Consider the following 25,402-nt stretch of genomic DNA (forward strand, 5'->3'; position numbering starts at 1 on the left):
AATCACAGTCAGCCATTACTCGCTCGCAGCACGACCATAGAGCGCCCTCGTAAGGACTACAAGTGGAACTGGCCTATTACTCGGACTACGCCGTACGTCTCGTCAACACCGAGGAACCGGCCCGGGGCAAGGACTCGCTCACCTCGGTCGAGGCCGTCCGCGACCTCTTCGGGGTCAATGCGTCGGCGGCCCGCCGCGCCACGGACGCCGACGTCACCCGCTTCAGGGGCGTACGGGGGCGGCTGCGGGCGGTCTTCGAGGCGGCGGACACGGGCGACGAGACGCTCGCCGTGGACCTGCTGAACTCACTGCTCCTGGAGTTCCCGGTCAGCCCGCAGATCTCCGGGCACGACTTCCGGGACGACGACGGCCGCCCACTGTGGCACATGCACCTGGCGGACCATCCCTCGAACGCGACCGCCGGCTATGCCGCGATCGCCGCGATGGGCCTGGCCTTCCACCTCACCGAGTACGGCGTGGACCGCCTCGGCCTGTGCGAGGCCGCGCCGTGCCGCAACGCCTACCTCGACACCTCGACGAACCGTTCCCGCCGCTACTGCTCGGACCGCTGCGCCACCCGCGCCAACGTCGCCGCCTACCGCGCCCGCAAGCGCCTGGAGGCCGACCGGTCGGGGAACACCGGCCTCGCGGCCGAGAACGCCCAGCGCGCGACCGCGAGCGGGGAACGCTGACCGTCCCGGAGGGGTCGGTACCGGAACCACGCCTTCCCCAGGACGAATTCCTCGGGCACGGTCCCGTAGTCCGTGCTGTCCCCGCCCGCGTACGCGTTGTCCCCGAGCACCCACCAGCCGCCCTCGCGCCGCTCCACGGCACGCTTGACGACCAGCAGGTCCTGCTGGAACGGATGACGCAGAACGACCACGTCACCGGGCCTGATCCGCGCCCCGTACTGCACCACGAGCAGATCCCCGTGATACAGCGTGGGCACCATGGACGGCCCGGTCACTTCGGCCACCCCGAAAGGCAAGACAGCCCTCCCGCGCTCGGTCTCCTGCGACAGCTCCGGCATCCCCGGCACCTCCCCGGTCCGATCCTCCACCAGTCTCAGTCTGACCGTTCCCAAAGACCGAGCGGTAGTGAGTCCTGATGCCAGGCCCCATGCGCGCTGCCACGAGACGGTCACCTGCCAGCGACCGCGCGCCACATCGTGGTGGATGCGGTAGGCCACCGCCCGGTTCGCGGTGATTCGGTCGCACCACTCCTGGCCCCGGTGCTGGAAGCGTACGGTCGCGTCCAGTACGTACCGGCCGTGCGGTGCGTTGGCCCGGTGGGCAAGCGGCGCCGGGAGCTTCAGGGAGCTGGCCGGTGTCGGTGACGCGGAGAGTCTCGTTGCCGAACGGTTGGCCGGACTCCCCGTCCGCGGCCAGGAACATCCGCGCCGCCTGCCACCGCTGTCGCCACTGCTGCTCGCTAAGCCCGGCCGCCTCCAGGTGGTGGCGGGTGTTGGCGAGGCGCTTGCCGCCGCGCACCACGCGCACCAAGCCCGCCGACCAGTCCGCTTCGACCGCCTCCAGCCGCGCCTTCAAGACCTGCAGGCGGCGTGCCTTGGCGTGCCACTCACCTCGCGAGGCATAGCCGCGCGGCAGCCCATGCCGCTTGTCCGCCTCGGCGCCCAGCGGGCGGGCCGGCCGCGCCTCGATCGCTGCGACTTGAGCGCGCAGCCAGTCGAGGTGAGCGGCCTGCCCGCGCCTCGCCAGCGTCCACTGATCATGCGGGGCCTTGGTGATACTGCCCGCCCAGCGCGCCGACGACTTCCCCGTCAGCTCCCGCTTGCGCACCGCCCACGAGGCCGCGTCGTGCGCCACACCCTGCAGGGACCGCTCCGCCAGATCACCCGCGGCCGGCGAACCCAGGAACATCCCGACCTCAAGCAGCACGGCCGCATCCGACTCGGACACCCGCAGCCGGTCCCGGATGGCCACCCCGGCGGGACCGGGCACCACGAACGACGCTGCCAACTCTCGCAGCCCGCCCACCCATTCACCCCCGCCCGGCCGAAGATCCCGTCACGGCAGTCATCGAGCCCCGCCCCCAAAGGTCACCCATTCGACCCAAGAACCCCAGTTCCCCTCCCGGGCGCACAGCGAACACGCGTCCAGCCTCGGCGATCACTCACAGTCACCGGAAGCCACTGCTGCTTAGTACATCGGCAGCAGTGCCCAACCCCCGACTTTTGTCCTAAGCCCATGGGGGCACTCGCCAAATTCCGTCCGCCACGGAGTAATGTCCCACCTGAGAAGACGATCACGAGGAAGGACAGCTCAATGCTCTCCCGCCTGTTTGCCCCCAAGGTCAAGGTCAGCGCACACTGCGACCTGCCCTGCGGTGTGTACGACCCGGCCCAGGCCCGCATCGAGGCGGAGTCGGTGAAGGCCATCCAGGAAAAGATGGCCGGCAACGACGACCCTCACTTCCAGGCCCGGGCGACGACCATCAAGGAGCAGCGCGCCGAGCTCGCCAAGCACCACGTCTCGGTGCTGTGGAGCGACTACTTCAAGCCGCCGCACTTCGAGAAGTACCCGGAGCTCCACCAGCTGATCAACGACACCCTGAAGTCCCTCTCCGCCGCCAAGGGTTCCACGGACCCGGCGACCGGCCAGAAGGCCCTCGACTACATCGCCCAGGTCGACAAGATCTTCTGGGAGACCAAGAAGGCCTGATCTTCGATCATGCTCTCTGACCTGCGATTACATTGGTCGCAGCGTCTCCCTTTCCGCACCCGGTCCGCGGGGCGCCCAGAACGGCTGCCGTGACGGATCGGGTGCGGTTTTCTTTGCCCGGCCACAGGTGGGCGTGAAGCCGTTGAGTGAGGGCGGTCATGGCCGCCAGAGTGACGGCGACGCCCCACCCGATGAGGGTCAGCGCAGGACAAGCAGGACGGCCAGCGCGATGAGCAGCGAGTCGATCCGGTCCAGCAGACCGCCGGAGCCGCAGCCAACGGCCGGCATCCTTTGCCTGTGCACCTCTTTTGATCATGGATTCGAGAAGGTCGCCGGCCGGGCCGCCGACCGCCACCGCGACCGCCATCGGCCAGGTCAGCGCGGACAGTACCGCGAGCACACCGAGGCCTGCCGCGGCCCCGGCCAGGGTCCCGCTCCATCGCTTGGCCGGTGACAGTGGCGACAGCCGCGGCCCGGCCAGCCGTTGGCCGGCGAAGTACGCCGCGATGTCGGCGATCGAGACCGCCACGAACAGCGCGAGAGCGCTCGCCCCGAGCGGCACCAGCGGAGCCAGCACACTCAGCCGGGCCAGCCCGAGCAGACCGGCACAGAGCCGGTGCAGGCCATGGTCGGCGTCGCCGGACAGGAGCGGCACCGCGGCCACCGCGAGCGCCCCGATCGCAACCGCCCGGAGCTCCTGTCCGGGCGCCAACCAGGCGGCCAGCACCACGCCTGCCACCGCCGCTGCCAGTACCACCCGGTCTGCCCAGCCCAGCTGCATCAGCCCGCCGAACTCCATCACCGCAACCACCCCGACGGCGATGGCGATGGCCGCAAGCGCCCGGGCTGCCCCACCAGAACGCACCGGTGGCCAGTGGCACTCCGACCGCCCAGGCGCACCACCGGATCAGCAGCTCGCGGCGCCGGGACGCCGCCACCGCAATGCCGCCCATCGCCAGCGCAGAAGCACCCTGCTCTCCGGGGTCAGCCACTGGCCGAACGCCCGGAAGATCAGATCGGACGAACCGGCGCCGACCGCGAGCGTCTGAGCCGGCAGCGCCCGGGCCGCGGCAATTTCCGCCAGCAGGCCCTCGGCGCCGGTCGGCGGCGAAGTCCGGGCGGCCCAGGCCGGATCTTCCGCGAGCGCCGCCCGCACCCCGGGGGCAGGCGGGAACCATGCGTCCAGCACGTCGGCCGCGACCACCTGATGACGTCGGTCCAGGCTGCGGAAGTCCGTGCCAATTGCGGTGAACGAGGCACCGCCGTGTTCGCAGCCGTCCGGCCGGGGTGCGAACGGCATGTCCAGCCGCCAGTCCACTTCGGACCGCAGATGTTCCAGCGTGGTGCCGTAACGGTCCATCGTGACCTTCGTCAGCTCGGTCACGCTGCCGGTCAGCACCTCGAACGTCAACGCACCGCTGTGGACGGTACGGCCGACCGGGCGCAGGCCGGCGGCCAGGTACATGGTGAGCAGCTCGGTGCGCCCCATCGCCACCACCCGGCGACCGCCCCGGGCGGCGATCCAGCGCAGCGCCGCGTACATCAGCAGCGGTGCCGCGGCGGTGGTCCGCCAGCGCGGCTCAACGGTGAGGATGCGTACCTCGAAGAGATCGTCCTCGGTCAGCAGCGGCAGCTCGTCGCGGGTCAGGTACTTGTCCAGCGCGTACCGCCCCAACCAGGGCGCGGAGTCAGGCTGACAAAGCCGATCCGGTTCGCGCCGCGCGCCGCGACCAGGCAGACGTTGTCGCCGTCCAGCCCGTCGCGAAGCCGGCCGGACGGATCCGGCGCATGCTGGCCCAGCTCCAGTGCGTACACCCGGTGGCGTAATTCGTGGATCCACTCCAGATCCTCCGGAGTGGCAGTGCGCAGCTGCAGGTCACGTCCCATGAGCACCTCTTTCGACGCGGGGCCGGTCCCATCGTGGGGAACGCAGACGGCCGCGACAGGGCCAAGCGACACAGTCGGCCTGAGTACGCGTACTCAAGCGCAGTCGCCCCCCCGCGTGCTCCGTCCGCGAGGTCAGTGGCAGGCGATTTGGCGGGCGTGATCGGTGGCGGGTGTTCGTCTGCCATCGCTGGATCCGCACCCGGTCCGTTGGCCGCGGAACACGGCGTCCATGACGGTCCGGTGCAGGGCGGATGCGAAGGCGCGGCCCGCCGTGGTCATCCGGAGTCGAGCCGTTGGAATCCGCGATGGCCTTCAGTCGGCGGGTGGCAGCAATGTCCCCAGCGGGCCCAGGTCCAGGTTGAGGTCCTCCAGCCGTAGGTCGTAGCGGGCGCAGAGGTCCTGCATGCGGTCGTGGAGGAGCATCAGGGTCAGGCCGATGCGTTCTTCCTGGTCCTCCGTGAGGTCGTTGTTGTCGACTCGGTGAAGGGCCTGGCGTTCCATGAGCTGGCGGAGGAGTTCGACGACGGTCAGGACGAGTTTGACCAGGTCGCGTTCGACGGTGTCCGGGTCGGTGGACAGGCGGTGGGCGGCGGCGCGGGCGTCCGGAGGCGGGGGCGGGGGCATGGCGGCCTCACAACGGCTGGGTGGCGGCGTCGACGGCCGCGGCGGCCACTGGAGCGATGACGGCGCGCAGGTCGATGCGTACGAGGTCGACGTCGGCGATGGACAGGACCAGGTCGCCCGTGATGACGACGCCGCCCTGGAGCAGGCGGTCGAGGAGGTCGATCAGGGCGACCGGACGATCGGCGTGGGGGGCGGCGACGGTCACGAGACGGGCTCCGCCGGGAGGGAGAAGGAGTACGGGGCCCAGGGGCCCGTCACTTCCACATGAACGCCGGGGAGGCCCTCGGCCGCTGCCAGGACGCGGGTGCGGAAGTCCTCGACGTGGCCTTCGGGGACGAGGTAGGCGTCGTTGCTGACGTTGGGGCCGGGCACCTGCCCTGCGAGTTCGCCGCGTTGAGGACGGAAGGCCACGCGGTCGACGGCGAGGGCGCCGGCGAGTTCTCTGAGGCGGGCGGCCATGTCGGTGGCCGCCCGCCAGGCGTCCTCCGTCGAGCGCTTTCGGCGGCGGCGCCCGGCCAGGTAGGCGCGGCCGACGCCCAGCCCCTTGCCCTTGGCCGGCTCGGGATCGGGCGACTCGGTGTCGGGAGCCGCGTAGATCTTGACGCCGAGTTCCACGTGGCCCGTGACACGGTCCAGCAGGGGCAGGAAGTCGCCGCGTCGCGTCTCCAGGGTCTGCCGTACGCGGTCCTCGTCGCGGTAGACGGTGACCAGGCGCAGCGGCAGCACGGCTATACCGCGCCCGGTGAGCGCGGCGACCACGGCGTGGTGGGCCCGTGCCGTGGCTTCCAGCCAGCCCAGGTCCTCCAGCCCGGCCTTGAGGGACGCTTCGTCGAAGTCCGCGGCGGGGACGGGGCCGACGACCGCGGCGAGCGCCGGGGGGCGGTCGGGTGCGTCGTCCGGCGGGCCGTCCGAGGCGCCATCCGGTGCGTCGTCCCCGAACTCCAGCAGGCGGATGCGCTCGCCGGCGACCCCGCGCAGGTCCGCGACCGCACGGGCGGCCTCCGGGGTGCGGCGCAGCACGGCGTAGGCGTAGACGATGTCGGTCTTGACGTCCCTGTCGACGTCAGCCTCGACGTCCTTGACGTCGGTGTCGACGCCGGTCTTCACGTCGCCGTTGATCTCGGTGTCGCTGTCGGCTCTGACATCGGTCTTGATGTCGGTGCCGAAGTCGGTCTTTACGTCGGTGTCGGTGGCTATGTCGGTGTGGGTCATGAGACGGGGCTCCTGTCGGCGGACCGCAGCGCGGCGATCTCCGCGCGCAGGCGTTCGTTCTCCTCGGCGAGGGCCCGGACGGGATCCTCGGCCTCAGCCGCAGCAACGGACCGCCGGTCCGGCTGCTCCGAGAGCGACCCGTCCGGCTGCTCCGCGAGCGACCGGTCCCGCTGCTCGGCACCGGGCCGGTCCGCGGCACTGGAACTCGCCCGGGAGGAGAGGGTGGGGTCGTGTTCCCACCAGTCGATGCCCATCTCCTTCGCCTTGTCGACGGAGGCGACGATGAGCCGCAGCTTGATGGTGAGCAGCTCGATGTCGAGCAGGTTGATCCGGATGTCGCCCGCGATCACCACGCCCTTGTCGAGGACCCGTTCAAGGATGTCGGCGAGATTGGCGCCCTGGCCTCCGGGTCCCTGGTCGTACGGGGGCGGAAGGCGGGGCGATCCGCCGAGTGCGCCTGCTACCGGTTGCGTCATGGTCGTTGCGTCATGGTCGGGAGGCTCGTCTCCAAGCGGTGATCTCGTCGAGTCGGTCCAGCAGTTCGTCCTCGCGGCGGTCGTACTCGTCCTCGTCGATCCGTCCGTCCAGCAGGGCCCGTTCCAGTTCGGTGAGGGCCTGCTGGACGGGGGCCGGGTCGTAGTACTCCGCTTCGGCGACGTCCCGTATCTGCTCGGCGACCCAGATCGTGGTGCGCAGGGGCGCGAGCGGGAGAGTGAGGATGCCGGTCAGCAGGCCCATCAGTCAGGCCGCGAAACTGTAGGGGGGCAAGGGGCCGCGCAGCCGGAAGTCGTACCCCTCGCCGAAGTCGCGCGCCAGCCGCTGTCCCGCTTCGGTGAACTCGTGGGCCTGGGCGCGGGCGACGAGGAACGAGACGTTGAGGAAGTCGTCCTTCGCCGGGGCGCCCTCGACCCTGGCGCGGGCCAGCGAGGACAGCTGCTGCACGACCTGTTCGGCCAGCAGCCGCTGCCGGGCGTCCACCTGCCTGGCCAGCAGCTCGCCGAGGGCTACGCGATCCTCGTGGGTGCCGTTGCCGTCCCGGGTGAGCTCGTTGAGACGGCGGGCCTCTTCGGATTCGCTCAGCACTTCGCGCAGCAGGTCGTCCTGGGCGCGTGCGGCCTTGAGGTTGAACTCGGTGGTGCCGTGCAGTTCGGCGAGTCTGCGCTCGTACTCCTCGCTCTTCTCCTCCAGGGCCCTTCCGACGGTCGCACTGTCGGGGGCGACCATCCCGAACCGCATGGGCAGGACCGCCCCGTCCGCCATCAGCCGCTCCTGCAGCTCCTGGTGGGCGGTGAGGTCACGGCGCTTGGGGCGCAGCTCGGGGGGTGCGGGGCTGACGACGGCGGCGAGCCCGCCTCGGACCACCGCGCTCAGGGAGCCGCCGATGCCGCCGACGGTGCGTAAGCCGTCGAGCCGCAGGGGATGGTCGGAGCCGGTGATGGCGTAGATGTACAGGGGTGAGTCCGGCGCCGGCTCCGAGGCTGCGGCCGACGACGGCGGGTTCGTAGGGACGTCGCTCACCGCTCTCCCTCCTTCTCCTCCTTGCTCACCGCTTCTTCTCCTCCTCGTCGTCGCCGCCGAAGAAGTCGCCGACCGCGTCGACGACGCCGTCGACGGCTCCGCTGATCGCGCCGCCGGTCGTGCCCCTGGCTCCGCTCTCGACCATGTCGCCGACGATGTCGGTGAGCCTGGCGGGCGCCTTGCGGCCCGCCTCCAGGTCGAGCCGGTTGCAGGCTTCGGCGAAGCGCAGATACGTGTCGACGCTGGCGATGACGATGCGTATGTCGATCTTGATGAGTTCGATGCCGACGATCGAGACACGGACGAACACGTCGATGACGAGCCCGCGGTCCAGGATGAGTTCGAGAATGTCGTAGAGCCCGGCGGTCCCCGAACCGCTGGAACTGGAGGCGGCAACGGGTTGCGTTCCGCTTGCTGTGGTCATGACGGTCACGGGTTCGGGTTCCCTTCACTGTGCGCCGCACGGGGCCGTTCCACTGGTACGTACGGGAGGCACAGCGGCCGTGTTCACGGGCGAGACCGAAAACCCGCCGTCGGAAGCAGAAGCTGAAGCAGCGACCGATCCTCGGCTCAACGCTCCCGGTCGAGTTGGCCGCGGGCGTAGCGGCGCACCCGTTCGTAGCCGAGGAGTTGGCCCCGCGCGTCCAGCGTGACCCGGTAAGTGGCCATGACGGTCATGGTGTCGGGGACCCGTATCAGCTCCGCGACCTCCACGTCGGCCGTCCAGCCGTCCTGTGTCGGCCGGAGGGCGGAGACGGAATCCGGGTTGTTGCCGAGCAGCTCGGCGAGCTGAACCGCCGCGCCGCGCATGGCCTGGGCGGCCGTCACACGGCCGGAACCCCCTGCTGTGTCGTCTGCGGAACCCCCTGTCGTGGCACTTTTCGTGGCGCGCTTCGTCGTGGGGGTCTTCGGTGCGTCCGGGTCGTCCGATGCGGTGCTTGTCATGCCCCTACCGTGCCAACTCCGCCGCCCATGTGGGGGGAGAATCCGCCGAAGATCCTGTGAGAGTCGAACGGCACACCGGCCTCCGCGATCGCGGTGAGCGGACTGCGCAAGGCATACGGCGAGCATGTGGTCCTCGACGGGATCGACCTGGAGGTCGCCCGCGGCACCGTCTTCTCGCTCCATCTCTCCGTCCGGCCAGGAACCTTGCCATTGACTCACGGCGACGGCGGGTCACTGGGACGGCAGGTCACGGGGACGGCAGCTCATGGGGACGGCGGGCGCCCTGACCTACGATCGTCCGATGACCATCCGATGGACGTATGCCTTCGTCGACCGTCCCGCCGAGGCCTTCGGCCGGGCCTGTGACTTCTGGACGGCGGTCACCAGGACACGCCTGTCCCCGCCCAGGGGCGAGCAGGGCGAGTTCGTGACCCTGCTTCCGGACGATGAGGATGCCTGCGTAAAAGCGCAAGGCGTCGCCGCGGGCGGCGGAGGCGCACATCTGGACCTGTGTCCCGAAGACGTTCCCGCGCTGGTGGAGTCGGCGCTGCGGCTCGGGGCCCAGTTGGTCTCCGACCACCCGGACTGGGCCGTACTCCGCTCCCCCGGCGGCCAGTTGTTCTGCGTGGTGCCCTGGCACGGCGAGTCGGCCCGGCCGGCGGCGGCCGAGGGCCCCGACGGCTCGACGAGCCGACTCGACCAGGTGTGCGTCGACCTGGCTCCGTCGGCGTACGACCGTGACATCGTCTTCTGGCCCGCGCTCACCGGCTGGGACGCGCACCCGGGCTCCCGCCCGGAGTTCCACATCGTTGAGTCGCCAGGCCTCCCCGTGCGCATCCTCCTCCAGCGTCTCGACGATGATCGCCCCACCTCCGCCCACCTGGACCTGTCCTGCTCGGACACCGAGGCGACCCGCACCTGGCACGAGCGGTTGGGCGCCACGTTCGTGGACCGCGGGGCCCGGTGGCTGGTGATGCGCGACCCGGCGGGCGGCACGTACTGCTTGACCGCACGGGACCCCGGGACGGGACGCCTGCTCGCGTAGGCCCTCTTAGCTCACGCCCGCCTCCCAGGGCTCCGCCGCGATCACCGCGGCCGCCGGTATCGGCCCGTAGATGTGCGGGAACTCCTCGCCGCCCGGCTCCGGGGCCTCGTACCTCACCGGCACGCCGAGCCGTTCCGGATCGATGACCAGGACGACGAGGTCGTCCGGGCCCTCGTACGAGCCGTACAGGAAGGCCGCCACGCGCGGGAGTTGGCCGCGGGTCGAGCAGTGGATGAAGCCCTCTTCCTTGAGGGTGCGGCCACGCGTCGACATCTCGTACGTGCCGGTCTCGCGGGCCGTGTCCCAGAGGGAGCGTTCGGTGATGTGCAGAAGCTCAGGCATGGGCGACACGCTAAGTGATGCCCCCGAGGCGGGCCGCACGAGCCCGGAGGTAGCGCTGTTCGGGGAGGCTCAGGGTCTTGGCGGCGGCCGACTCGTAGGCGGCGCGGGCGGCCTCGGGGTCGCCGGCGCGTTCCAGGAGGTGGGCACGGACCGAGTCCAGGCGGTGGCCTGTGGTCAACTCCGGTTCGAGCGCGCCCAGTTCGGCCAGACCAGCCTTCGGTCCGTGGACCATGGCTACGGCCACGGCACGGTTGAGGCGTTCGACAGGGCTGGGGACAAGGCGGACGAGGACGTCGTAGAGGCCGAGGATCTCGGGCCAGTCGGTGCTGTCGGGCGAGTCCGCCTCGTCGTGGACGGCGGCGATCGCGGCCCTCAGCTGGTAGGGGCCGGGGCGGCGTTGGGACAGCGCCCGGGTCACCAGGGCCACGCCCTCCTCGATCGCCGCCTTGTCCCACAGCCCGCGGTCCTGCTCGTCGAGGGGAATCAGTTCGCCGCCCGGCCCGGTGCGCGCGGCGCGGCGGGCGTCGGTGAGGAGCATCAGGGCGAGCAGCCCCATGACCTCGCAGTCGCCGGGCAGCAGGCGGTGCACCGTACGGGCCAGCCGGATGGCCTCGCCCGCGAGTTCGGCCCGCTGGAGGGAGGCTCCGGAGGTGGCCGTATACCCCTCGTTGAAGATCAGGTAGAGCGTGTGGAGGACGGCGGGCAACCGCTTCTCCCAGTGGTCGGGACGGCCGAAACGCGTGCCCTTCACCCGCTGCTTGGCCCGGCTGATCCGCTGGGCCATCGTCGCCTCCGGCACCAGATGCGCGCGGGCGATCTCAGCCGTCGTCAGACCGCCGACGGCCCGCAGCGTCAGTGCGATCTGGGCGGGCGGGGGCAGATCCGGGTGGCAGCAGAGGAAGAGCAGGGTCAGCGTGTCGTCCTCGGAGGGCGCGCGCTCGGGCCCGGGCGGCGGCGCGGTGAAGGCATCGCGCGGGGTGAGCACCGCCGCCTTCTCCTCCCGCAGCCGCCGCGCCTGATCACTGCGCAGCGCGTCCGTGAGCCGCCGCGAGGCGACCTTGATCAACCAGCCCCGCGGATTGTCCGGCACCCCCGACTCGGGCCACTGCCCGGCCGCGGCCAGCAGTGCCTCCTGTACGGCGTCCTCGGCGGCGTCGAAGTGCCCGTACCGGCGTACGAGCGCGCCGAGGACCTGCGGCGCGTGCAGGCGCAGCAGGTCCTCGACCTCGCTCGTACGTCTCAAACGTCTCCCCTGCTCAACAATCGCCTCCGCCGTCGAAGACCGGCCGGATGACGACGGGGTACTCGTTCGCCCCCTCGGGGACGGGGCACGCGATGACGCGCTCGGCGATCTCCGTGACCCGCTCCAGGCTCGCGCACTCCAGGAGCCAGTAACCGGCGATCACTTCCTTGGTCTCGCCGTACGGCCCGTCGGTGATAACGGGCTTGCCGTCCGCGCCCTTGCCGACCAGCCGCGTCTGAGCCGGCTCGGCCAGCCCCTGGCCGTCGATCATCTCGCCGGTCTCGGCGAGGTCGTTGTTGAGCGCCTCCATGTGCGCGTACATGGCCTGCACGTCTTCCTTGCTCCAGCCCGGGACACCGGCGGCGGGCTTGCCCGCCTGAGCCTCGTAGTCCGCCTGCGTGCCCTGCACCATCACCAGGTACTTCATGAGTCCGCTCCTTCGGCTCGGGCCGCCCGTGGTGGGCGGTTCTCACAGGGGACGTCGGAGCCGGACCGCGCTTCTCTACACGCTCGCGGAAGTTTTTTCAGGCTCGCGGGACGAGCGTCAGGAGTCCCGTTCCTCGGCCCTGTCCACCGCAGGTCCGGACTCCGTCGTCAGGACGGGCTCCGACTCGGCCTCTCCCCCCTCGTACGCCTGGCACTCGGGGTTCTTGCACGGGCCGGGACGCCACAGGGGCACGAACACGCCCAGGGTCTTGTGCCGGCGCACGACCTGTTCGACGGGGTGGCCGCAAACGGGACAGACGTACTCATCACTGGCCATGTCCCCAGGGTATTGCGGTATGGCCCGGGCCGACAGGTGAGCGACGTGCCCGCGTCAGCGCCTGCGCTGGTACGTCCGCACGAGGACGCCGTTCTTGAAGGTGCGCACGGTGTCGAGCGTGAACTCGGTGAGCGCGAAGGCGGAGCCGAACATCGGCATACCGGAGCCGAGAACCAGCGGATACGTCTTGATGACGAGTTCGTCCACCTCGTCGATCAGCTCGCCCGCGACCTGCGAGCCGCCGCAGAGGTAGATCCCGAATTCACTGTCCTCCTGCTTTAGTTCGCGGATCCTGCCGACGACGTCGTCCGAGACGATCTCGACGTTCGGGTCGGGCGACTTCTCGAGGGTGCGCGAGGCGACGTACTGCCTCATGTGGGCGTACGGGCTGGTGACATCGATCGCCAGGGCCAGGTCGTAGCTGGAGCGGCCCTGGATGATCGTGTCGAACTTCTTGTTCTCCAGGTCGTCGATGCCCGTCGCCCGGCGGCCGTGGGTCGGCACGGTCTCCGGGTATTCCGCCTTGACGAAGTCCTCGAAGAACTCCTCGTCGACGAGGGGGACGAAGAACTGCGCGTCGCCGCTCGGGTCGCCGATGAAGCCGTCGATCGAGCAGGCGATGAAGTAGGTGAGCTTTCGCATGCAGGCCTCTTTCCGTAGGCTGTGTGGACCACTCCATTCATAGTGCTTCACTTGTAGTGGTTGCAACAGTGTTTCCGGTACGAGAATCAAGTGGGAGAGGGGCTTCCGGATGGTGAGGAACCCGGAGCGCAGAGCCGCCCTGGTGGACGCCGGTGTGGAGGTGCTGGCGCGCGAGGGGGCGCGCGGGCTGACGTTCCGCGCGGTGGATGCCGAGGCCGAAGTGCCGGTGGGCACCGCCTCGAACTACTTCACCGGCCGCGACGACCTGCTGCGCCAGATCGACGCACGGCTGCACGAGCGGCTCGCGCCGGACCCGGACGTCCTGGCGGAGCTGATGAAAGCGCCGAAGGACCGCTCGCTGGTCACGGCGTTCATGCACGACCTCATGGCGCGGGCGCAGGGCGACCGTACGGGTTATCTGGCCCTCCTGGAGATGCGCCTCGAGGCCACGCGGCGCCCGGAGTTGCGGGCCTCATACACGAAGACGATCCGTGGCGACCTCGAGTACGGCATGGAGTTCCACCGCGAGGCAGGGCTCCCCGGCGGCGACGAGACCGTGACGGTGCTGTATCTCGCCATGCTCGGCCTGATCCTGGAGCACCTGACACTGCCGGGAGTACTGGAGGGTGTACTCCCCGGAGTGAGCGTGCCGGACGGCCTGGTGGAACGGATCGTGGCGACGATCGTGCCGGAGTCCGACGCCGGGTCCGGGCAGCCTTGAAGGCGGGCGCGCAGGGCGCGTTCCGTCAGGTACGCGTGACTGGATCGCGCCACATCGGCCACATGGTCGGACCGTCGGGCAGTTCGACCGTGCGGCCCATGAAGGTGAAGCCGAGGCGTTCGTACAGGGCGCGGCTGCGGGCGTTGCTCGCCTCCAGGTACGCCCCCTGGTGCTCGCGGTCGCATCGGTCGAGTACGTGCTGGATGAGCGCCGTACCAAGACCTTCGTTCTGCCGCTCCGGAGCCACGCCGATCATCCACAGGTACTCGTGGGCCGTGCCCACCGGGTGCACCTGGGCCGTCAACTGGCCGATCTGCTCGATCCGTTCGTTGTCCGGATCGACGGCCTCGCGCACGTTCGCGGCCCCGTCCCCGTCTTCGTCCTCCCCCTCCTCGTGAGCCTCCGCGGGCACCGGCAGCCACAGCGCACAGGCCGAACCGTCCTCGGTGACATCCACGTAGCCCTCTTCCAGCACGATGCCGAGGAAGGCTCCCATCAACAGGGGATGCGTACGACGGCGATCCTCCGCGTCGGGGAAGACCCAAATGCTCACCGGGTCGTTCTGAAAAGCGTCGTCCAGGAGCCGCGTCACAGCCTCCCGATCGCCTTCCCCGGCTCTGCGAATCGCCACGCCCACGCCCTGTACCTCCGCCTCAACTACCCGTTGTCACCCGGCCGTTGCAGCCTACGCGACCCGTATCGACACGATCACTCGAACGGGCAGGGTTGGATCTTCGACAAAGGGGCACATCGTAGGCCTTGCCGGCCAAAGGCCTCCGCCGACCGGGTGCACGGACATTTCGGCCGGGAACACCAAGATCGGGCCGGGCGTTGGACCAGCGACGGACGAACCACGAGGAGACAGCAATGGCAGGCTTCCTGGACCGCGCCAAGGAACAAGCACAGCGCGGCCTCACACAGGGCAAGCAGAAGATCGACGAAGTGCAGGCCCAGCGGGCGGGCGGCGATCTGCTCAAGAGTCTCGGCGCGGCCTACTACGCCGAGCGGCACGGCACCGGCTCCCCCGACGCGACGCAGCGCGCCCTCCAGGCCCTGGAGAGCCACATCGCGACGCACGGCGACGGAGTACTGCGCTCCTGACGCGAACCGCCCGTACCGCCAGCCATGGACCGTCGAGCGGCGGTCGAGCTGACCGAATCGGCTCGTACGCCGTGCGAACAAGTGGTCCACGACGTGGAGTTCCGGGTAAAAGCGGCGGTACGAGGCGGTCGCGATGGGTGGCCGTCGCGCCCCCCATGTAAGGAGGCGGTCATGGCCTCACCCATGTCCGCGGGCAGATTCCTGGAGCGACTGCGAAACGAAGGTTGCACCGTCGTCGAAGTAGGCGACTGGGAACATCACAACCGCAATCACAAGGGCCCCTGGGGCCCGGTCCACGGCGTGATGATCCACCACACGGTGACCCGGGGCAGCAGGCGGACGGTCGAGATCTGCCGCGACGGCTACAGCAGCCTGCCCGGGCCGCTGTGCCACGGCGTCATCACCAAGGACGGCCGAGTCCACCTCGTCGGCTACGGCCGCGCCAACCACGCCGGGCTCGGCGACGACGACGTACTGCGCGCGGTCATCGCCGAGAGGGGCCTCCCGCGGGACAACGAGGCGAACACCGACGGCAACCGCCATTTCTACGGCTTCGAGTGCGAGAACCTCGGCGACGGCGAGGACCCCTGGCCCGCGGCCCAGCTGGAGGCGATCGAGCGGGCCGCGGCGGCGGTCTGCCGTCACCATGGCTGGAATGAACGCTCGGTGATCGGCCACCTCGAATGGCAGCCGGGCAAGGTCGACCCCCGCGGCTTCACCATGGCCTCCATGCGCGCACGCGTCCGCGACCGTCTGAACTGACGAGCAACCCATGACCCCCGAAGCGCTCGACCCCGCCATTCTGCGGCCGCGCCTGCCGTCACCGCTGCGGGACGTCGTGGACGAGCGCTTCGCGCGGCACGGCGTACGGCTGCTGCTCAAGCGGGACGACCTGATCCACCCGGACTTGGTGGGCAACAAGTGGCGCAAGCTGGCCCCGAACCTGAGCGCCGCGGCGGGCCGTACGGTCCTCACCTTCGGCGGCGCCTACTCGAACCACCTGCGCGCCACCGCCGCCGCGGGCCGCCTCCTGGGCCTGCCCACCCTCGGCGTGATCCGCGGCCAGGAACTGGCCGAACGCCCCCTCAACCCGTCCCTCGCCCGGTGCGCGGCCGACGGCATGCGGCTGCACTTCATCGACAGATCGACTTACCGCCACAAGACCGAGCCGGAAACTCTGGCCACCATCCTCAGGGAGACAGGTGCCGAAGACGCGTACGTGGTCCCCGAGGGCGGCAGCAACTCCCTCGCTGTACGCGGCTGTAAGGCCCTTGGCGAGGAGCTGCGCGGCCACGCCGACGTCATCGCGCTCGCCTGCGGCACCGGCGGCACACTCGCGGGCCTGGCCGCGGGACTCGGCCCCGGTCAGCGCGCCCTGGGCATCCCCGTCCTCAGAGGCGGCTTCCTCGACGCGGAGATACGCACCCTCCAGCACCGGGCCTTCGGCGGGCCGCGCGGCGACTGGTCTCTCGACGACCGCTTCCACTGCGGCGGTTACGCCCGCACCACCCCCGAACTCGACGCCTTCGCCGCCGACTTCGAGCAGCGCCACGGCCTGCCCGTCGAGCGCATCTATGTCGCGAAAATGCTGTACGGGCTTCTGACGCTCACGGAGGAAGAGGCCTTCCCGCGCGGAACGACCCTCGCGGCCGTGATCACGGGGGCGCCCTTCACCCCGTAACCGGCCACCGCCCTCAGGTCGCCGACTCCCGGTAGGCAGCCGCCTCCTCCAGGTCCAGCCGCCGCAGCAGCGTCCGCAGCATCTCGTCGTCGATGTAGCGAGCGTCGCGCAGCTTCACGAACACCTCCCGCTCGGCGCCGATCATCTCGCGCGACAGGCGGCGATACGTGTCGTCCACGGTCTCCCCGGTCACCGGGTTCACCGAGCCGAGCCGCTCCCACACGGCGTTGCGGCGCCGCTCCAGAACCGAGCGGAGGCGCTCGGCGAGCGGGGGTGGCAGGGCGTTGCGCTCGTCCTCGAGGAGTTCGTCCAGGTGCCGCTCGGCGGCCCGGGAGGCCTGCGCCTGGGCGTTCGCCTCCGCGAGCGTCTCCGCCTGTGCGTCGCGCCCGGGCAGCTTCAGCATGCTGATCAGCGGGGGCAGCGACAGCCCCTGCACGACCAGCGTCCCGATGACCGTCGTGAAGGTCAGGAAGAGGATGAGATTTCGGCCGGGAAACGCCTCGCCGCCGTGCATCGTCAGCGGGATCGAGAACGCGATGGCGAGCGAGACGACACCCCGCATCCCGGCCCAGCCGACGATGAACGGCCCCTTCCAGGTGGGGTCCTCCTCCCGCTCCCGGATCCGCCGGGACAGCATGCGCGGCAGAAACGTCGCGGGATACACCCACACGAAGCGGGCCAGGACGACCACCAGGAAGAGGGCCATCGCGTACCAGGCGGCACGCACGCCCTCGTACTCCCCGAGGCCCTTCAGAACGATCGGCAGTTGCAGACCGATCAGCGCGAAGACCGCCGACTCCAGGATGAACGCGACCATCTTCCACACCGCCTCCTCCTGGAGCCGGGTGGCGAAATCGACCTGCCAGGAGCGGTGCCCGAGATAGAGGGCGACGACGACCACGGCGAGCACTCCGGAAGCGTGCACCTGCTCGGCGACCGCGTACGCGAAGAAGGGGATCAGCAAGGAGAGGGAGTTCTGCAGCAGCGCCTCCTTGAGGTGGGTACGCAGCCAGTGGATCGGCACCATCAGGAGGAGCCCGATCCCGATGCCGCCGAGCGCCGCGACCAGGAACTCTCTGATGCCGCCCGCCCAGGTCGCACCCTCCCCGACGGCGGCGGCGAGCGCCACCTTGAAAGCGGTGATCGCGGTCGCGTCGTTCACCAGGGACTCGCCCTGCAGGATCGTGGTGAGCCGCGAGGGCAGCCCGACCCGGCGGGCGACCGCCGTCGCCGCCACCGCGTCCGGCGGCGCCACCACCGCGCCGAGGACCAGGGCGGCGGTGAGCGGCAGGTCCGGCACGATCAGATACGCGGCCCAGCCGACGACGAGCGTCGCGAACAGCACGTACCCCACCGACAGCAGCGCCACGGGCCGTATGGACGCCCGAAGATCGAGATACGAGCTGTCCGTGGCCGCCGTGTACAGCAGCGGGGGCAGCAGCAGCGGCAGCACCACGTCGGGGTCGAGAGCGTACTCGGGCACCCCGGGGACGTACGAGACGGCCAGGCCCACCGTGACGAGCAGCAGGGGCGGGGGGACCGGGGTGCGGCGGGCCGCACCGGCGACCGCGGCGCTGCCCGCGATCAGCAGGAGCAGGGGCATCACATGCATCGGTTTCGGTCCGCCTTCGTTCTTGAGCTGTTTTCGCCACGCGCGTCGTAACCTGGCAATCATGAAACAGTGCACGCACACCGCGTCGCTGCCGCGTCCGGAACCCGGACCGCTCAGCGAGACCTGCGTCGAGTGCCGTGCCGCGGGCACGCACCCGGTGCAGCTCCGGCTGTGCCTGGACTGCGGTCACGTAGGCTGCTGCGACACGTCGCCGATGCGGCACGCGACAGAGCACCACAAGGAGACAGGACACCCGATGATGCGCTCACTCGAGCCCGGTGAGAGCTGGCGATGGTGCTTCGTCGACCACGTCATCGTGTGACCCGGATCCGTAAGATTCGACGGTCTGACGCCTGGGTACGTCAACCCGGCGCACGCTCTTCCCAATTGGGCCCGCAGACCCCTAGCCACTGTGCGTATAACTATGTTTACTATGAGTGACAACAACGGGGTTGGGGTCCCGGGGACAGAAAACCTGAGAGCGCGGTAGCGTCACCGCTGAACCACGTAGCGCGTTACCCCGAGGGGCGACCCTCGGCCCCCGAAATAGCTTGTACCACCTTGGAGGTGAGGGTGTCCCAGATCGCAGGCGAGCCCGCGACCCAGGACTTCGTGGAAGTCCGGCTGCCGGCTGCGGGTGCCTACCTGTCGGTGCTGCGTACGGCCACGGCCGGCCTCGCGGCGCGCTTGGACTTCACCCTCGACGAGATCGAGGACCTGCGCATCGCGGTCGACGAGGCCTGCGCGATCCTGCTGCAGCAGGCCGTGCCCGGCTCGGTGCTCAGCTGTGTCTTCCGCCTGATCGACGACTCGCTGGAGGTGACGGTCTCGGCCCCGACCACCGACGGCCACGCCCCTTCGCGGGACACGTTCGCCTGGACCGTGCTGTCGGCCCTCGCGGGCAAGGTGTCCTCCTCGGTCGCCGACGACAAGACCGTTTCGATCAGCCTCTACAAACAGCGCGGCGCGGGACCCGGGCCGGCGTGAGGAACGGGGACGGGCCGGTGCGGGACGAAGAGCGCGGCACACGAGAACTTCCCGCTGAGGGCGTCGGCGGCCCGAGCGGGCCCCGACGCATGGCGGCGGAGGGTGTCGACGGCATCCCCGAGCAGCAGGCCCGGTCGCACCCGGAGGACGACTCCTCGGCGGCCGGGGCGCCTCTGATCGGGGTTCCAGGGGGATCTCCCGGGACGGAGTCTGGGGGAGCGCCCCCGGAAGGGCGGCTGCGGGTGACGGGCGGGACTATGAGCGAGCAGCACGAGCAGCACGAGCGACACCCGGGCAACGGCACCGAGGGCGCCTCGGGCGTACAGCACGTACGGCACGATCCCCAGGACCGCAGCGGGGCGCGGGCCAAGTTCATCGAGCTGCGCAAGCTGCCGGACGGCAGCCCGGAGTACGCGGAGCTGCGCAACCAACTGGTCCGGATGCATCTCCCGCTCGTCGAGCATCTCGCGCGCCGCTTCCGCAACCGCGGCGAGCCGCTGGACGACCTCACGCAGGTCGCCACCATCGGCCTGATCAAGTCGGTCGACCGCTTCGACCCGGAGCGCGGCGTCGAGTTCTCCACCTACGCGACGCCGACGGTGGTCGGCGAGATCAAGCGGCACTTCCGCGACAAGGGCTGGGCGGTGCGCGTCCCGCGTCGGCTCCAGGAGCTGCGGCTGGCGCTCACCACGGCCACCGCGGAGCTCTCGCAGCAGCACGGCCGCTCCCCCACCGTGCACGAGCTGGCCGAGAAGCTGGCCATCTCGGAGGAGGAGGTCCTGGAGGGCCTGGAGTCGGCCAACGCGTACTCCACGCTCTCCCTGGACGTCCCCGACACGGACGACGAGTCGCCGGCGGTCGCGGACACACTGGGCGCCGAGGACGAGGCCCTGGAAGGCGTCGAGTACCGCGAGTCCCTGAAGCCGCTCCTGGAGGATCTGCCTCCGCGCGAGAAGCGGATCCTGCTGCTGCGCTTCTTCGCCAACATGACCCAGTCGCAGATCGCCCAGGAGGTCGGCATCTCCCAGATGCACGTCTCCCGCCTCCTGGCCAGGACACTGGCCCAGCTGCGGGAGAAGCTGCTCGTCGAGGAGTAGGGCGTTGGTACGGGTCTGATCTACGAGGCCGTTCTTGTACGAGCCCCTTGTACAAGCCTTTGGCGGGCCTTGTACGAGCCGGAATGCGCCGGTTACTTCTGGTCCTGCGCGCTCCCGGGTCCGCGGATCCCGAGGGCCCGGGTCGTCTCCGGGTTCAGCAGGAGCACCAGCGCCGCGACCGCGACGACGGCCAGGGCGATACCGCCCGGGATGGCCAGGCTGTCGGCCTGGAGAAGAGTCCAGGCCACCGGCAGCGCCATGATCTGCGTGATGATCGCGGGCCCCCGGCTCCAACTGCGCTGCCTGAGCAGCCCCCGCGCCGCCACCAGTGGCAGCAGCGCGAGCACGACCAGCGTGACCCCGCCCGTGACGGCCTGCTGCCGGTCGTCCGGATCACCGGCCAGCCCCATCACCAGGATGTAGACGCCGGCCGCGACCAGGGCGAGGCCCTCAAGGGCGGCCAGCGCCGCCGCGGCGGTCAGCCGTCCGGGGCGGGGGCCCGTCTCGGGTGCGTCCGGGGTGGGGGTCTTCGCAGAGCTCACCTCTGAAGGGTAGCCCTCGGCTCCCCGCCCCCAGTGGCCTGATCCCCCCTCGGTATGGGCCGAGTACACCCAGGTAGGTACGCTGCATCGCATGCGTGCACTTCTCGTGGTCAATCCGGCAGCTACCACCACCAGCGCACGCACGCGTGACGTCTTGATCCACGCCCTGGCGAGCGAGATGAAGCTCGAGGCGGTCACCACCGAGTACCGCGGACACGCCAAGGACCTCGGCCGGCAGGCGGCGGAGAGCAAGGACATCGAACTGATCGTGGCCCTCGGCGGCGACGGCACGGTCAACGAGGTCGTGAACGGCCTGCTGCACCAGGGCCCCGACCCCGACCGTCTGCCCCGCCTCGCCGTGGTCCCCGGCGGCTCCACCAACGTCTTCGCCCGCGCCCTGGGCCTGCCCAACGAGCCCGTCGAGGCCACCGGCGCCCTGCTCGACGCGCTGCGCGAGGGCCGGGAACGCACGGTCGGCCTCGGTATCGCGGCCGGCACTCCGGGCACCGAGGACGAGGCGGTCCCCTCCCGATGGTTCACGTTCTGCGCGGGCTTCGGCTTCGACGCGGGCGTGATAGGCCGGGTCGAGCAGCAGCGAGAGCGGGGCAAGCGCTCCACGCACGCCCTTTATCTGCGCCAGGCGGTACGCCAGTTCCTGGACGAGCCCCATCGCCGGCACGGCATGATCACCATGGAGAGAGCCGGTGAGGATCCGGTGTCCGATCTGGTGATGTCCATTGTCTGCAACACCTCGCCTTGGACGTATCTCGGTAATCGCCCGGTGTATGCATCGCCTAAGGCCTCGTTCGAAACCGGCCTGGACGTATTGGGTCTCAGCCGGATGTCCACGGCAGCGGTCGCCCGATATGCCACGCAGTTGCTCACTTCGTCCCCCGAGCAGGGCCCCCATGGCAAGCACGCCTTGTCCCTGCACGATCTGACGGACTTCACCTTGCATTCGAAGGTGCCACTCCCCCTTCAGATGGACGGCGACCATCTGGGACTGCGTACGAGCGTGACGTTCACAGGCGTTCGCCGTGCACTGCGTGTGATTGTGTGAGCAGAAGAGGCTAAAGTCCTTTCACTCGAACGTTTAGGCCAGGATCCACCCCATGGAAGTACGGCTGTGACCTAGTCGACACCGAGGAATCAAAAAAAACTTTCCAGAAGGGGTTGTATCCGCCGCTGAGGTTTGCGAGTCTCTACGTGGCGCTCGGGACGGCCCGCAAAATCGGCCCCACAGAGAGCCAGAACCCCTCCTCACATCAAGGACCACGCCAGTCCGCCTGGCGGTCGGCCCTTCACTTGTTGAGGGATTCGTGAAAGCGTTCACATTCACAAGCAACCTGCATGTAATACCAAGGAGAGGTAGCAGCCATGGACTGGCGTCACAACGCCGTTTGCCGCGAGGAAGACCCCGAGCTCTTCTTCCCCATCGGCAACACCGGTCCTGCGCTGCTGCAGATCGAGGAAGCCAAGGCCGTCTGCCGCCGCTGCCCCGTCATGGAGCAGTGCCTGCAGTGGGCGCTCGAGTCCGGCCAGGACTCCGGCGTCTGGGGTGGTCTCAGCGAGGACGAGCGCCGCGCCATGAAGCGCCGCGCCGCCCGCAACCGGGCCCGTCAGGCCTCCGCCTGACAACCCGCCCCGCAAACAGCCTGAGCTTGGCGGCGCGTACGGCGAGTACGCATCTCCCGCCCCCGAGCCGCAGCGCGCAGTACCACCGCCGAAGCGCAAGCGTATGAGCAATGAGCCTTGGATCATGAAGTGATCCAAGGCTCATTGCTGTGTATGGGCTTCGCTGGAAGGCCGGTTCGAAGCTGCGGGTCCGTTGTAGCCGGTCGTGCCCCGCGGCGGAGCCGCGAATGTCCCAGCCCCGGGCCCCTTACGGGGCACTCAGTGTGCCCGGATCGGGATGTCCAGGATCACCTGCGTGCCGCGGTCGGGGGCCGGGATCATGTCGAAGGTGCCGCCCAGCTCGCCCTCCACCAGGGTTCGTACGATCTGCAGGCCGAGGTTGCCCGAGCGCTGGGGGTCGAAGCCTGATGGGAGGCCGATGCCGTCGTCCTGGACGGTGACCAGGAGGCGGGTCTGCTTGATGGTGCCGCCGCGGACCGCCGAGACCTCTACGGTGCCGCGGTCGCCCTCGCGGAAGCCGTGCTCGAGCGCGTTCTGCAGCACTTCCGTGAGGACCATGGAGAGGGGGGTCGCGACCTCGGCGTCGAGTATGCCGAAGCGGCCGGTGCGCCGGCCCGTGACCTTGCCCGGGGAGATCTCGGCCACCATGGCGAGGACGCGGTCGGCGATTTCGTCGAACTCCACGCGCTCGTCGAGGTTCTGAGAGAGCGTCTCGTGCACGATCGCGATCGACCCGACGCGGCGTACGGCCTCTTCGAGGGCTTCGCGGCCCTTGTCGGAGTCGATACGGCGGGCCTGGAGCCGCAGCAGGGCCGCGACCGTCTGGAGGTTGTTCTTCACCCGGTGGTGGATCTCCCGGATGGTCGCGTCCTTGGTGATCAACTCGCGCTCGCGGCGCCGGAGTTCGGTGACATCCCGCAGGAGTACGAGTGAACCGACCCGTGTGCCCTTGGGTTTGAGAGGGATCGCGCGCAGTTGGATCACGCCGTCGTCGCTCTCGATCTCGAACTCGCGGGGCGCCCAGCCACTGGCGACCTTGGCCAGCGCCTCGTCCACCGGGCCGCGGGACGGGGCCAGTTCGGCGGTGGTCTTGCCGAGGTGGTGGCCGACGAGATCGGCGGCGAGGCCGAGGCGGTGGTACGCGGACAGCGCGTTCGGCGAGGCGTACTGGACGAGGCCGTCGGCGTCCAGCCGGATCAGGCCGTCGCCCACCCGGGGCGAGGCGTCCATGTCGACCTGCTGGTCCGGGAACGGGAAGGAACCCGCCGCGATCATCTGGGCGAGGTCGGACGCGCTCTGAAGATAGGTGAGTTCCAGCCGTGAAGGGGTACGCACGGTGAGCAGGTTGGTGTTGCGGGCGATGACCCCCAGGACGCGGCCCTCCCTGCGTACGGGGATGGACTCGACCCGTACGGGGACCTCCTCGCGCCACTCCGGGTCGCCCTCGCGCACGATCCGGCCCTCGTCGTGGGCGGCGTCCAGCATGGGGCGGCGGCCGCGGGGGACGAGGTGGCCGACCATGTCGTCCTGGTACGAGGTGGGGCCGGTGTTGGGGCGCATCTGCGCGACCGAGACATAGCGGGTGCCGTCGCGCGTGGGGACCCACAGGACGAGGTCGGCGAAGGAAAGATCGGAGAGAAGCTGCCACTCCGAGACCAGCAGGTGGAGCCACTCGAGATCGGAGTCACCGAGGGCGGTGTGCTGGCGGACGAGGTCGTTCATGGAGGGCACGAGTGCGAGCGTACCTGGGCACTCGGACATGGCCCGAAACATGGCTCGGCGAGCAGACGGCTGGGGGTCCGGGGGTCGCCCCCCCGGAATGATGCAGCACCCGCGGGCCGCGGCGCCTGAGAGGGACCCTCAACCCTCCCGGCACCGCAGCCCGGAGCAGCAACGGCCGTGGGGTGTGCGGTCCCGGTCGGCCGAAGGATGAGGAGCCGGCGCAGTCAGGGCAGAGAGCCCCGGTTCCTCGGTCCGTCTTCCTGTGCGGGGAAGACGGAGGCTTGGTCGGTCAGACTGCTTGATCGTTCCATTGCGCTTTCAAGCTTTGTCCATGCAATTGTGGACTAGACCACTCCGCCGTGTCTACGCGTTGACGGATGTTTGTTGTTGTCTCTTTATCCAACAACCTCGCGCTCGGCATCCACCAGGCACCCTAACCCCGGAGGGCTCGGGAGTGGGGGCAGATTGCGGTTCTGCTAGATTGGTCTAAACCACAGATGTCGTTGAGTCCCCTCTTTCAGATCTCCTTCAGATCCTTCAGAACGGCAGGCCCAGCGTGGAAGTTGTCATCGTTCCGGACGCCGCGGCGGGTGGCGAGCTCATCGCCGAGGCCATGGCGGACCTGCTCCGGCGCAAGCCCGACGCCCTTCTCGGGGTGGCCACCGGGTCGACTCCGTTGCCCATTTACGAGGCGCTGGCGGCGAAGATGCGCGCCGGGGCCGTGGACGTCTCCCGGGCTCGGATCGCGCAGCTCGACGAGTACGTAGGACTGCCGGCCGAGCATCCGGAGTCGTACCGTTCCGTACTGCGGCGGCAGGTGCTGGAGCCGCTGGGTCTGAAGGCCGGGGCGTTCATGGGGCCGGACGGGACGGCGTCCGATGTACGGGCGGCGTGCGAGGCGTACGACCGGGCGCTCGAAGAGGCGGGCGGGGTCGATCTCCAGTTGCTCGGCATAGGGACCGACGGGCACATCGGGTTCAACGAGCCCTGCTCGTCGCTCGCCTCGCGTACACGGATCAAGACGCTGACCGAGCAGACCCGCGTGGACAACGCGCGGTTCTTCGATGGTGACATCGAGCAGGTCCCGCATCACGTCATCACGCAGGGGATCGGGACGATTCTCCAGGCGCGGCATCTGGTGCTGCTCGCCACGGGCGAGGGCAAGGCGGAAGCCGTCGCCGCGACCGTCGAGGGGCCCGTGTCCGCGGTGTGTCCCGCCTCGGCGCTCCAATTGCATCCGCATGCCACGGTCGTCGTGGACGAGGCGGCGGCATCCGAGCTGAAGCTCGCCGACTACTTCCGGCACACGTACGCCAACAAGCCGGACTGGCAGGGTATTTAGGGTTCTTTTCAGGGCGTACGACAGTGCCGGGTCCCTCCTCTGGGACCCGGCACCTTGTTT

The 25,402-nt window shown here is 69.7% G+C and carries 30 protein-coding genes and 4 pseudogenes; 13 read left to right on the forward strand and 21 right to left on the reverse strand.

The genetic code is table 11. The features are described from left to right. Positions 1-62: 62 nt before the first annotated feature. Positions 63-692, forward strand: coding sequence for a CGNR zinc finger domain-containing protein (locus ACFYO0_RS27550; RefSeq protein WP_388681191.1), 630 nt, complete (start codon positions 63-65; stop codon positions 690-692). On the opposite strand, the gene sodX is transcribed toward ACFYO0_RS27550, so the two are convergent. Then, positions 596-1,030: a nickel-type superoxide dismutase maturation protease gene (gene sodX / locus ACFYO0_RS27555; RefSeq protein WP_388681613.1), complete on the reverse strand. Its 435-nt coding sequence runs from the start codon at positions 1,028-1,030 to the stop codon at positions 596-598. The genes ACFYO0_RS27550 and sodX overlap by 97 nt on opposite strands. 86 nt (positions 1,031-1,116) lie before the next feature. Continuing rightward, positions 1,117-1,997: pseudogene (locus tag ACFYO0_RS27560) on the reverse strand (IS200/IS605 family accessory protein TnpB-related protein); the annotation flags it as partial. 288 nt (positions 1,998-2,285) lie between these two features. Between ACFYO0_RS27560 and sodN the strand changes: the two are divergent. Then, positions 2,286-2,681, forward strand: a complete 396-nt coding sequence (gene sodN, locus ACFYO0_RS27565; protein ID WP_189320739.1) for a superoxide dismutase, Ni — start codon at positions 2,286-2,288, stop codon at positions 2,679-2,681. A 198-nt stretch (positions 2,682-2,879) separates the two neighbouring features. Here sodN and ACFYO0_RS27570 read toward each other — a convergent pair. From ACFYO0_RS27570 to ACFYO0_RS27615, 10 genes and pseudogenes are all read right to left on the reverse strand, one after another. Next, positions 2,880-3,634: pseudogene (locus ACFYO0_RS27570) on the reverse strand (phosphatidate cytidylyltransferase). An 8-nt stretch (positions 3,635-3,642) separates the two neighbouring features. Then, positions 3,643-4,568: pseudogene (locus tag ACFYO0_RS27575) on the reverse strand (histidinol-phosphate aminotransferase family protein); the annotation flags it as partial. 312 nt (positions 4,569-4,880) lie between these two features. Then, positions 4,881-5,183, reverse strand: a pseudogene (locus ACFYO0_RS27580) (gas vesicle protein K); the annotation flags it as partial. A 16-nt stretch (positions 5,184-5,199) separates the two neighbouring features. Continuing rightward, positions 5,200-5,397, reverse strand: a complete 198-nt coding sequence (locus tag ACFYO0_RS27585; RefSeq protein WP_388681194.1) for a gas vesicle protein — start codon at positions 5,395-5,397, stop codon at positions 5,200-5,202. Then, a complete protein-coding gene (locus ACFYO0_RS27590; protein WP_388681197.1) occupies positions 5,394-6,404 on the reverse strand; it encodes a GvpL/GvpF family gas vesicle protein in 1,011 nt (336 codons plus the stop codon). The genes ACFYO0_RS27585 and ACFYO0_RS27590 overlap by 4 nt, the downstream gene beginning before the upstream one ends. Next, complete coding sequence (locus ACFYO0_RS27595) at positions 6,401-6,880, reverse strand: gas vesicle protein (RefSeq protein WP_388681199.1); 480 nt, start codon at positions 6,878-6,880, stop codon at positions 6,401-6,403. Before ACFYO0_RS27595 ends, ACFYO0_RS27590 begins: the two co-directional genes overlap by 4 nt. Positions 6,881-6,890: 10 nt before the next feature. Beyond that, on the reverse strand, positions 6,891-7,142 hold the full coding sequence (locus ACFYO0_RS27600; protein WP_388681201.1) for a gas vesicle protein GvpG: 252 nt from the start codon (positions 7,140-7,142) through the stop codon (positions 6,891-6,893). Positions 7,143-7,145: 3 nt separating this feature from the next. Beyond that, positions 7,146-7,922, reverse strand: a complete 777-nt coding sequence (locus ACFYO0_RS27605) for a GvpL/GvpF family gas vesicle protein (protein WP_388681204.1) — start codon at positions 7,920-7,922, stop codon at positions 7,146-7,148. 25 nt (positions 7,923-7,947) lie between these two features. Further along, the gene (gene gvpJ / locus ACFYO0_RS27610; protein WP_386339091.1) at positions 7,948-8,346 is read right to left on the reverse strand and encodes a gas vesicle protein GvpJ; all 399 of its coding nucleotides are present in this window, start codon (positions 8,344-8,346) and stop codon (positions 7,948-7,950) included. A 146-nt stretch (positions 8,347-8,492) separates the two neighbouring features. After that, positions 8,493-8,867, reverse strand: coding sequence for a gas vesicle protein (locus tag ACFYO0_RS27615; RefSeq protein ID WP_388681207.1), 375 nt, complete (start codon positions 8,865-8,867; stop codon positions 8,493-8,495). A gap of 301 nt (positions 8,868-9,168) precedes the next feature. Between ACFYO0_RS27615 and ACFYO0_RS27620 the strand changes: the two genes are divergently transcribed. Continuing rightward, complete coding sequence (locus ACFYO0_RS27620; RefSeq protein ID WP_388681210.1) at positions 9,169-9,912, forward strand: VOC family protein; 744 nt, start codon at positions 9,169-9,171, stop codon at positions 9,910-9,912. Positions 9,913-9,918: 6 nt separating this feature from the next. Here ACFYO0_RS27620 and ACFYO0_RS27625 read toward each other — a convergent pair whose 3' ends face one another. From ACFYO0_RS27625 to ACFYO0_RS27645, 5 genes are all read right to left on the reverse strand, one after another. Continuing rightward, positions 9,919-10,254 carry a DUF952 domain-containing protein gene (locus tag ACFYO0_RS27625; protein WP_388681213.1) on the reverse strand — a complete coding sequence of 112 codons (336 nt, stop codon included), beginning with the start codon at positions 10,252-10,254 and terminating at the stop codon, positions 9,919-9,921. A 10-nt stretch (positions 10,255-10,264) separates the two neighbouring features. Further along, complete coding sequence (locus ACFYO0_RS27630; protein WP_388681217.1) at positions 10,265-11,497, reverse strand: RNA polymerase sigma factor; 1,233 nt, start codon at positions 11,495-11,497, stop codon at positions 10,265-10,267. A gap of 13 nt (positions 11,498-11,510) precedes the next feature. Then, on the reverse strand, positions 11,511-11,924 hold the full coding sequence (locus ACFYO0_RS27635) for a YciI family protein (protein ID WP_388681220.1): 414 nt from the start codon (positions 11,922-11,924) through the stop codon (positions 11,511-11,513). A gap of 117 nt (positions 11,925-12,041) precedes the next feature. Continuing rightward, positions 12,042-12,260 carry a hypothetical protein gene (locus ACFYO0_RS27640; protein WP_388681223.1) on the reverse strand — a complete coding sequence of 73 codons (219 nt, stop codon included), beginning with the start codon at positions 12,258-12,260 and terminating at the stop codon, positions 12,042-12,044. Between the two features lie 54 nt (positions 12,261-12,314). Then, on the reverse strand, positions 12,315-12,902 hold the full coding sequence (locus ACFYO0_RS27645; RefSeq protein WP_388681225.1) for a dihydrofolate reductase family protein: 588 nt from the start codon (positions 12,900-12,902) through the stop codon (positions 12,315-12,317). 109 nt (positions 12,903-13,011) lie between these two features. Here ACFYO0_RS27645 and ACFYO0_RS27650 point away from each other — a divergent pair, with 109 nt between their 5' ends. Further along, positions 13,012-13,623 carry a TetR/AcrR family transcriptional regulator gene (locus ACFYO0_RS27650; protein ID WP_388681228.1) on the forward strand — a complete coding sequence of 204 codons (612 nt, stop codon included), beginning with the start codon at positions 13,012-13,014 and terminating at the stop codon, positions 13,621-13,623. A 25-nt stretch (positions 13,624-13,648) separates the two neighbouring features. Here the strand turns inward: ACFYO0_RS27650 and ACFYO0_RS27655 are convergent, their stop codons facing one another. After that, on the reverse strand, positions 13,649-14,260 hold the full coding sequence (locus ACFYO0_RS27655) for a GNAT family N-acetyltransferase (protein ID WP_388681230.1): 612 nt from the start codon (positions 14,258-14,260) through the stop codon (positions 13,649-13,651). 230 nt (positions 14,261-14,490) lie between these two features. On the opposite strand from ACFYO0_RS27655, the gene ACFYO0_RS27660 reads away from it, so the two are divergent. From ACFYO0_RS27660 to ACFYO0_RS27670, 3 genes are all read left to right on the forward strand, one after another. Continuing rightward, positions 14,491-14,724, forward strand: coding sequence for a hypothetical protein (locus ACFYO0_RS27660; protein ID WP_344389650.1), 234 nt, complete (start codon positions 14,491-14,493; stop codon positions 14,722-14,724). A gap of 171 nt (positions 14,725-14,895) precedes the next feature. Continuing rightward, complete coding sequence (locus ACFYO0_RS27665) at positions 14,896-15,486, forward strand: N-acetylmuramoyl-L-alanine amidase (protein WP_388681233.1); 591 nt, start codon at positions 14,896-14,898, stop codon at positions 15,484-15,486. A gap of 10 nt (positions 15,487-15,496) precedes the next feature. After that, a complete protein-coding gene (locus ACFYO0_RS27670) occupies positions 15,497-16,405 on the forward strand; it encodes a 1-aminocyclopropane-1-carboxylate deaminase/D-cysteine desulfhydrase (protein WP_388681236.1) in 909 nt (302 codons plus the stop codon). Between the two features lie 13 nt (positions 16,406-16,418). Here ACFYO0_RS27670 and ACFYO0_RS27675 read toward each other — a convergent pair whose 3' ends face one another. Then, a complete protein-coding gene (locus ACFYO0_RS27675; RefSeq protein WP_388681239.1) occupies positions 16,419-18,017 on the reverse strand; it encodes a Na+/H+ antiporter in 1,599 nt (532 codons plus the stop codon). Positions 18,018-18,078: 61 nt separating this feature from the next. On the opposite strand from ACFYO0_RS27675, the gene ACFYO0_RS27680 reads away from it, so the two are divergent. The 3 genes from ACFYO0_RS27680 (at position 18,079) to ACFYO0_RS27690 (ending at position 20,101) form a co-directional block, all read left to right on the forward strand. Beyond that, positions 18,079-18,339 (forward strand): UBP-type zinc finger domain-containing protein, encoded by a 261-nt coding sequence (locus ACFYO0_RS27680; protein WP_328768732.1) that lies wholly within the window; start codon positions 18,079-18,081, stop codon positions 18,337-18,339. Positions 18,340-18,590: 251 nt separating this feature from the next. Further along, positions 18,591-19,004: an anti-sigma regulatory factor gene (locus tag ACFYO0_RS27685; RefSeq protein ID WP_033320057.1), complete on the forward strand. Its 414-nt coding sequence runs from the start codon at positions 18,591-18,593 to the stop codon at positions 19,002-19,004. A 17-nt stretch (positions 19,005-19,021) separates the two neighbouring features. After that, positions 19,022-20,101: an RNA polymerase sigma factor SigF gene (locus ACFYO0_RS27690; protein WP_388681243.1), complete on the forward strand. Its 1,080-nt coding sequence runs from the start codon at positions 19,022-19,024 to the stop codon at positions 20,099-20,101. A 92-nt stretch (positions 20,102-20,193) separates the two neighbouring features. On the opposite strand, the gene ACFYO0_RS27695 is transcribed toward ACFYO0_RS27690, so the two are convergent. After that, positions 20,194-20,643 (reverse strand): hypothetical protein, encoded by a 450-nt coding sequence (locus ACFYO0_RS27695; RefSeq protein ID WP_388681246.1) that lies wholly within the window; start codon positions 20,641-20,643, stop codon positions 20,194-20,196. 91 nt (positions 20,644-20,734) lie between these two features. Here ACFYO0_RS27695 and ACFYO0_RS27700 point away from each other — a divergent pair, with 91 nt between their 5' ends. Both ACFYO0_RS27700 and ACFYO0_RS27705 read left to right on the forward strand, forming a co-directional pair. Then, complete coding sequence (locus ACFYO0_RS27700) at positions 20,735-21,703, forward strand: diacylglycerol/lipid kinase family protein (RefSeq protein ID WP_386339135.1); 969 nt, start codon at positions 20,735-20,737, stop codon at positions 21,701-21,703. Between the two features lie 317 nt (positions 21,704-22,020). Next, positions 22,021-22,278 (forward strand): WhiB family transcriptional regulator, encoded by a 258-nt coding sequence (locus tag ACFYO0_RS27705; RefSeq protein WP_016639615.1) that lies wholly within the window; start codon positions 22,021-22,023, stop codon positions 22,276-22,278. Positions 22,279-22,536: 258 nt separating this feature from the next. On the opposite strand, the gene ACFYO0_RS27710 is transcribed toward ACFYO0_RS27705, so the two are convergent. Next, on the reverse strand, positions 22,537-24,000 hold the full coding sequence (locus tag ACFYO0_RS27710; protein WP_388681615.1) for a sensor histidine kinase: 1,464 nt from the start codon (positions 23,998-24,000) through the stop codon (positions 22,537-22,539). Positions 24,001-24,556: 556 nt separating this feature from the next. On the opposite strand from ACFYO0_RS27710, the gene nagB reads away from it, so the two are divergent. Continuing rightward, on the forward strand, positions 24,557-25,342 hold the full coding sequence (gene nagB, locus ACFYO0_RS27715; protein WP_388681249.1) for a glucosamine-6-phosphate deaminase: 786 nt from the start codon (positions 24,557-24,559) through the stop codon (positions 25,340-25,342). Positions 25,343-25,402 lie beyond the last annotated feature (60 nt).

The organism is Streptomyces sp. NPDC006365 (assembly GCF_042870755.1).
Taxonomy (GTDB): domain Bacteria; phylum Actinomycetota; class Actinomycetes; order Streptomycetales; family Streptomycetaceae; genus Streptomyces; species Streptomyces xiangluensis.

Excerpts from the sequence above, each read along its gene's own strand:
- sodX (WP_388681613.1), bottom strand. The coding sequence starts at position 1,030 with ATGCCGGAGCTGTCGCAGGAGACCGAGCGCGGGAGGGCTGTCTTGCCT.
- sodN (WP_189320739.1), top strand. The coding sequence starts at position 2,286 with ATGCTCTCCCGCCTGTTTGCCCCCAAGGTCAAGGTCAGCGCACACTGC.
- ACFYO0_RS27590 (WP_388681197.1), bottom strand. The coding sequence starts at position 6,404 with ATGACCCACACCGACATAGCCACCGACACCGACGTAAAGACCGACTTC.
- ACFYO0_RS27595 (WP_388681199.1), bottom strand. The coding sequence starts at position 6,880 with ATGACGCAACCGGTAGCAGGCGCACTCGGCGGATCGCCCCGCCTTCCG.
- ACFYO0_RS27600 (WP_388681201.1), bottom strand. The coding sequence starts at position 7,142 with ATGGGCCTGCTGACCGGCATCCTCACTCTCCCGCTCGCGCCCCTGCGC.
- gvpJ (WP_386339091.1), bottom strand. The coding sequence starts at position 8,346 with ATGACCACAGCAAGCGGAACGCAACCCGTTGCCGCCTCCAGTTCCAGC.
- ACFYO0_RS27615 (WP_388681207.1), bottom strand. The coding sequence starts at position 8,867 with ATGACAAGCACCGCATCGGACGACCCGGACGCACCGAAGACCCCCACG.
- ACFYO0_RS27620 (WP_388681210.1), top strand. The coding sequence starts at position 9,169 with ATGACCATCCGATGGACGTATGCCTTCGTCGACCGTCCCGCCGAGGCC.
- ACFYO0_RS27625 (WP_388681213.1), bottom strand. The coding sequence starts at position 10,254 with ATGCCTGAGCTTCTGCACATCACCGAACGCTCCCTCTGGGACACGGCC.
- ACFYO0_RS27635 (WP_388681220.1), bottom strand. The coding sequence starts at position 11,924 with ATGAAGTACCTGGTGATGGTGCAGGGCACGCAGGCGGACTACGAGGCT.
- ACFYO0_RS27640 (WP_388681223.1), bottom strand. The coding sequence starts at position 12,260 with ATGGCCAGTGATGAGTACGTCTGTCCCGTTTGCGGCCACCCCGTCGAA.
- ACFYO0_RS27645 (WP_388681225.1), bottom strand. The coding sequence starts at position 12,902 with ATGCGAAAGCTCACCTACTTCATCGCCTGCTCGATCGACGGCTTCATC.
- ACFYO0_RS27650 (WP_388681228.1), top strand. The coding sequence starts at position 13,012 with ATGGTGAGGAACCCGGAGCGCAGAGCCGCCCTGGTGGACGCCGGTGTG.
- ACFYO0_RS27660 (WP_344389650.1), top strand. The coding sequence starts at position 14,491 with ATGGCAGGCTTCCTGGACCGCGCCAAGGAACAAGCACAGCGCGGCCTC.
- ACFYO0_RS27665 (WP_388681233.1), top strand. The coding sequence starts at position 14,896 with ATGGCCTCACCCATGTCCGCGGGCAGATTCCTGGAGCGACTGCGAAAC.
- ACFYO0_RS27670 (WP_388681236.1), top strand. The coding sequence starts at position 15,497 with ATGACCCCCGAAGCGCTCGACCCCGCCATTCTGCGGCCGCGCCTGCCG.
- ACFYO0_RS27675 (WP_388681239.1), bottom strand. The coding sequence starts at position 18,017 with ATGCATGTGATGCCCCTGCTCCTGCTGATCGCGGGCAGCGCCGCGGTC.
- ACFYO0_RS27680 (WP_328768732.1), top strand. The coding sequence starts at position 18,079 with ATGAAACAGTGCACGCACACCGCGTCGCTGCCGCGTCCGGAACCCGGA.
- ACFYO0_RS27700 (WP_386339135.1), top strand. The coding sequence starts at position 20,735 with ATGCGTGCACTTCTCGTGGTCAATCCGGCAGCTACCACCACCAGCGCA.
- ACFYO0_RS27705 (WP_016639615.1), top strand. The coding sequence starts at position 22,021 with ATGGACTGGCGTCACAACGCCGTTTGCCGCGAGGAAGACCCCGAGCTC.
- ACFYO0_RS27710 (WP_388681615.1), bottom strand. The coding sequence starts at position 24,000 with ATGAACGACCTCGTCCGCCAGCACACCGCCCTCGGTGACTCCGATCTC.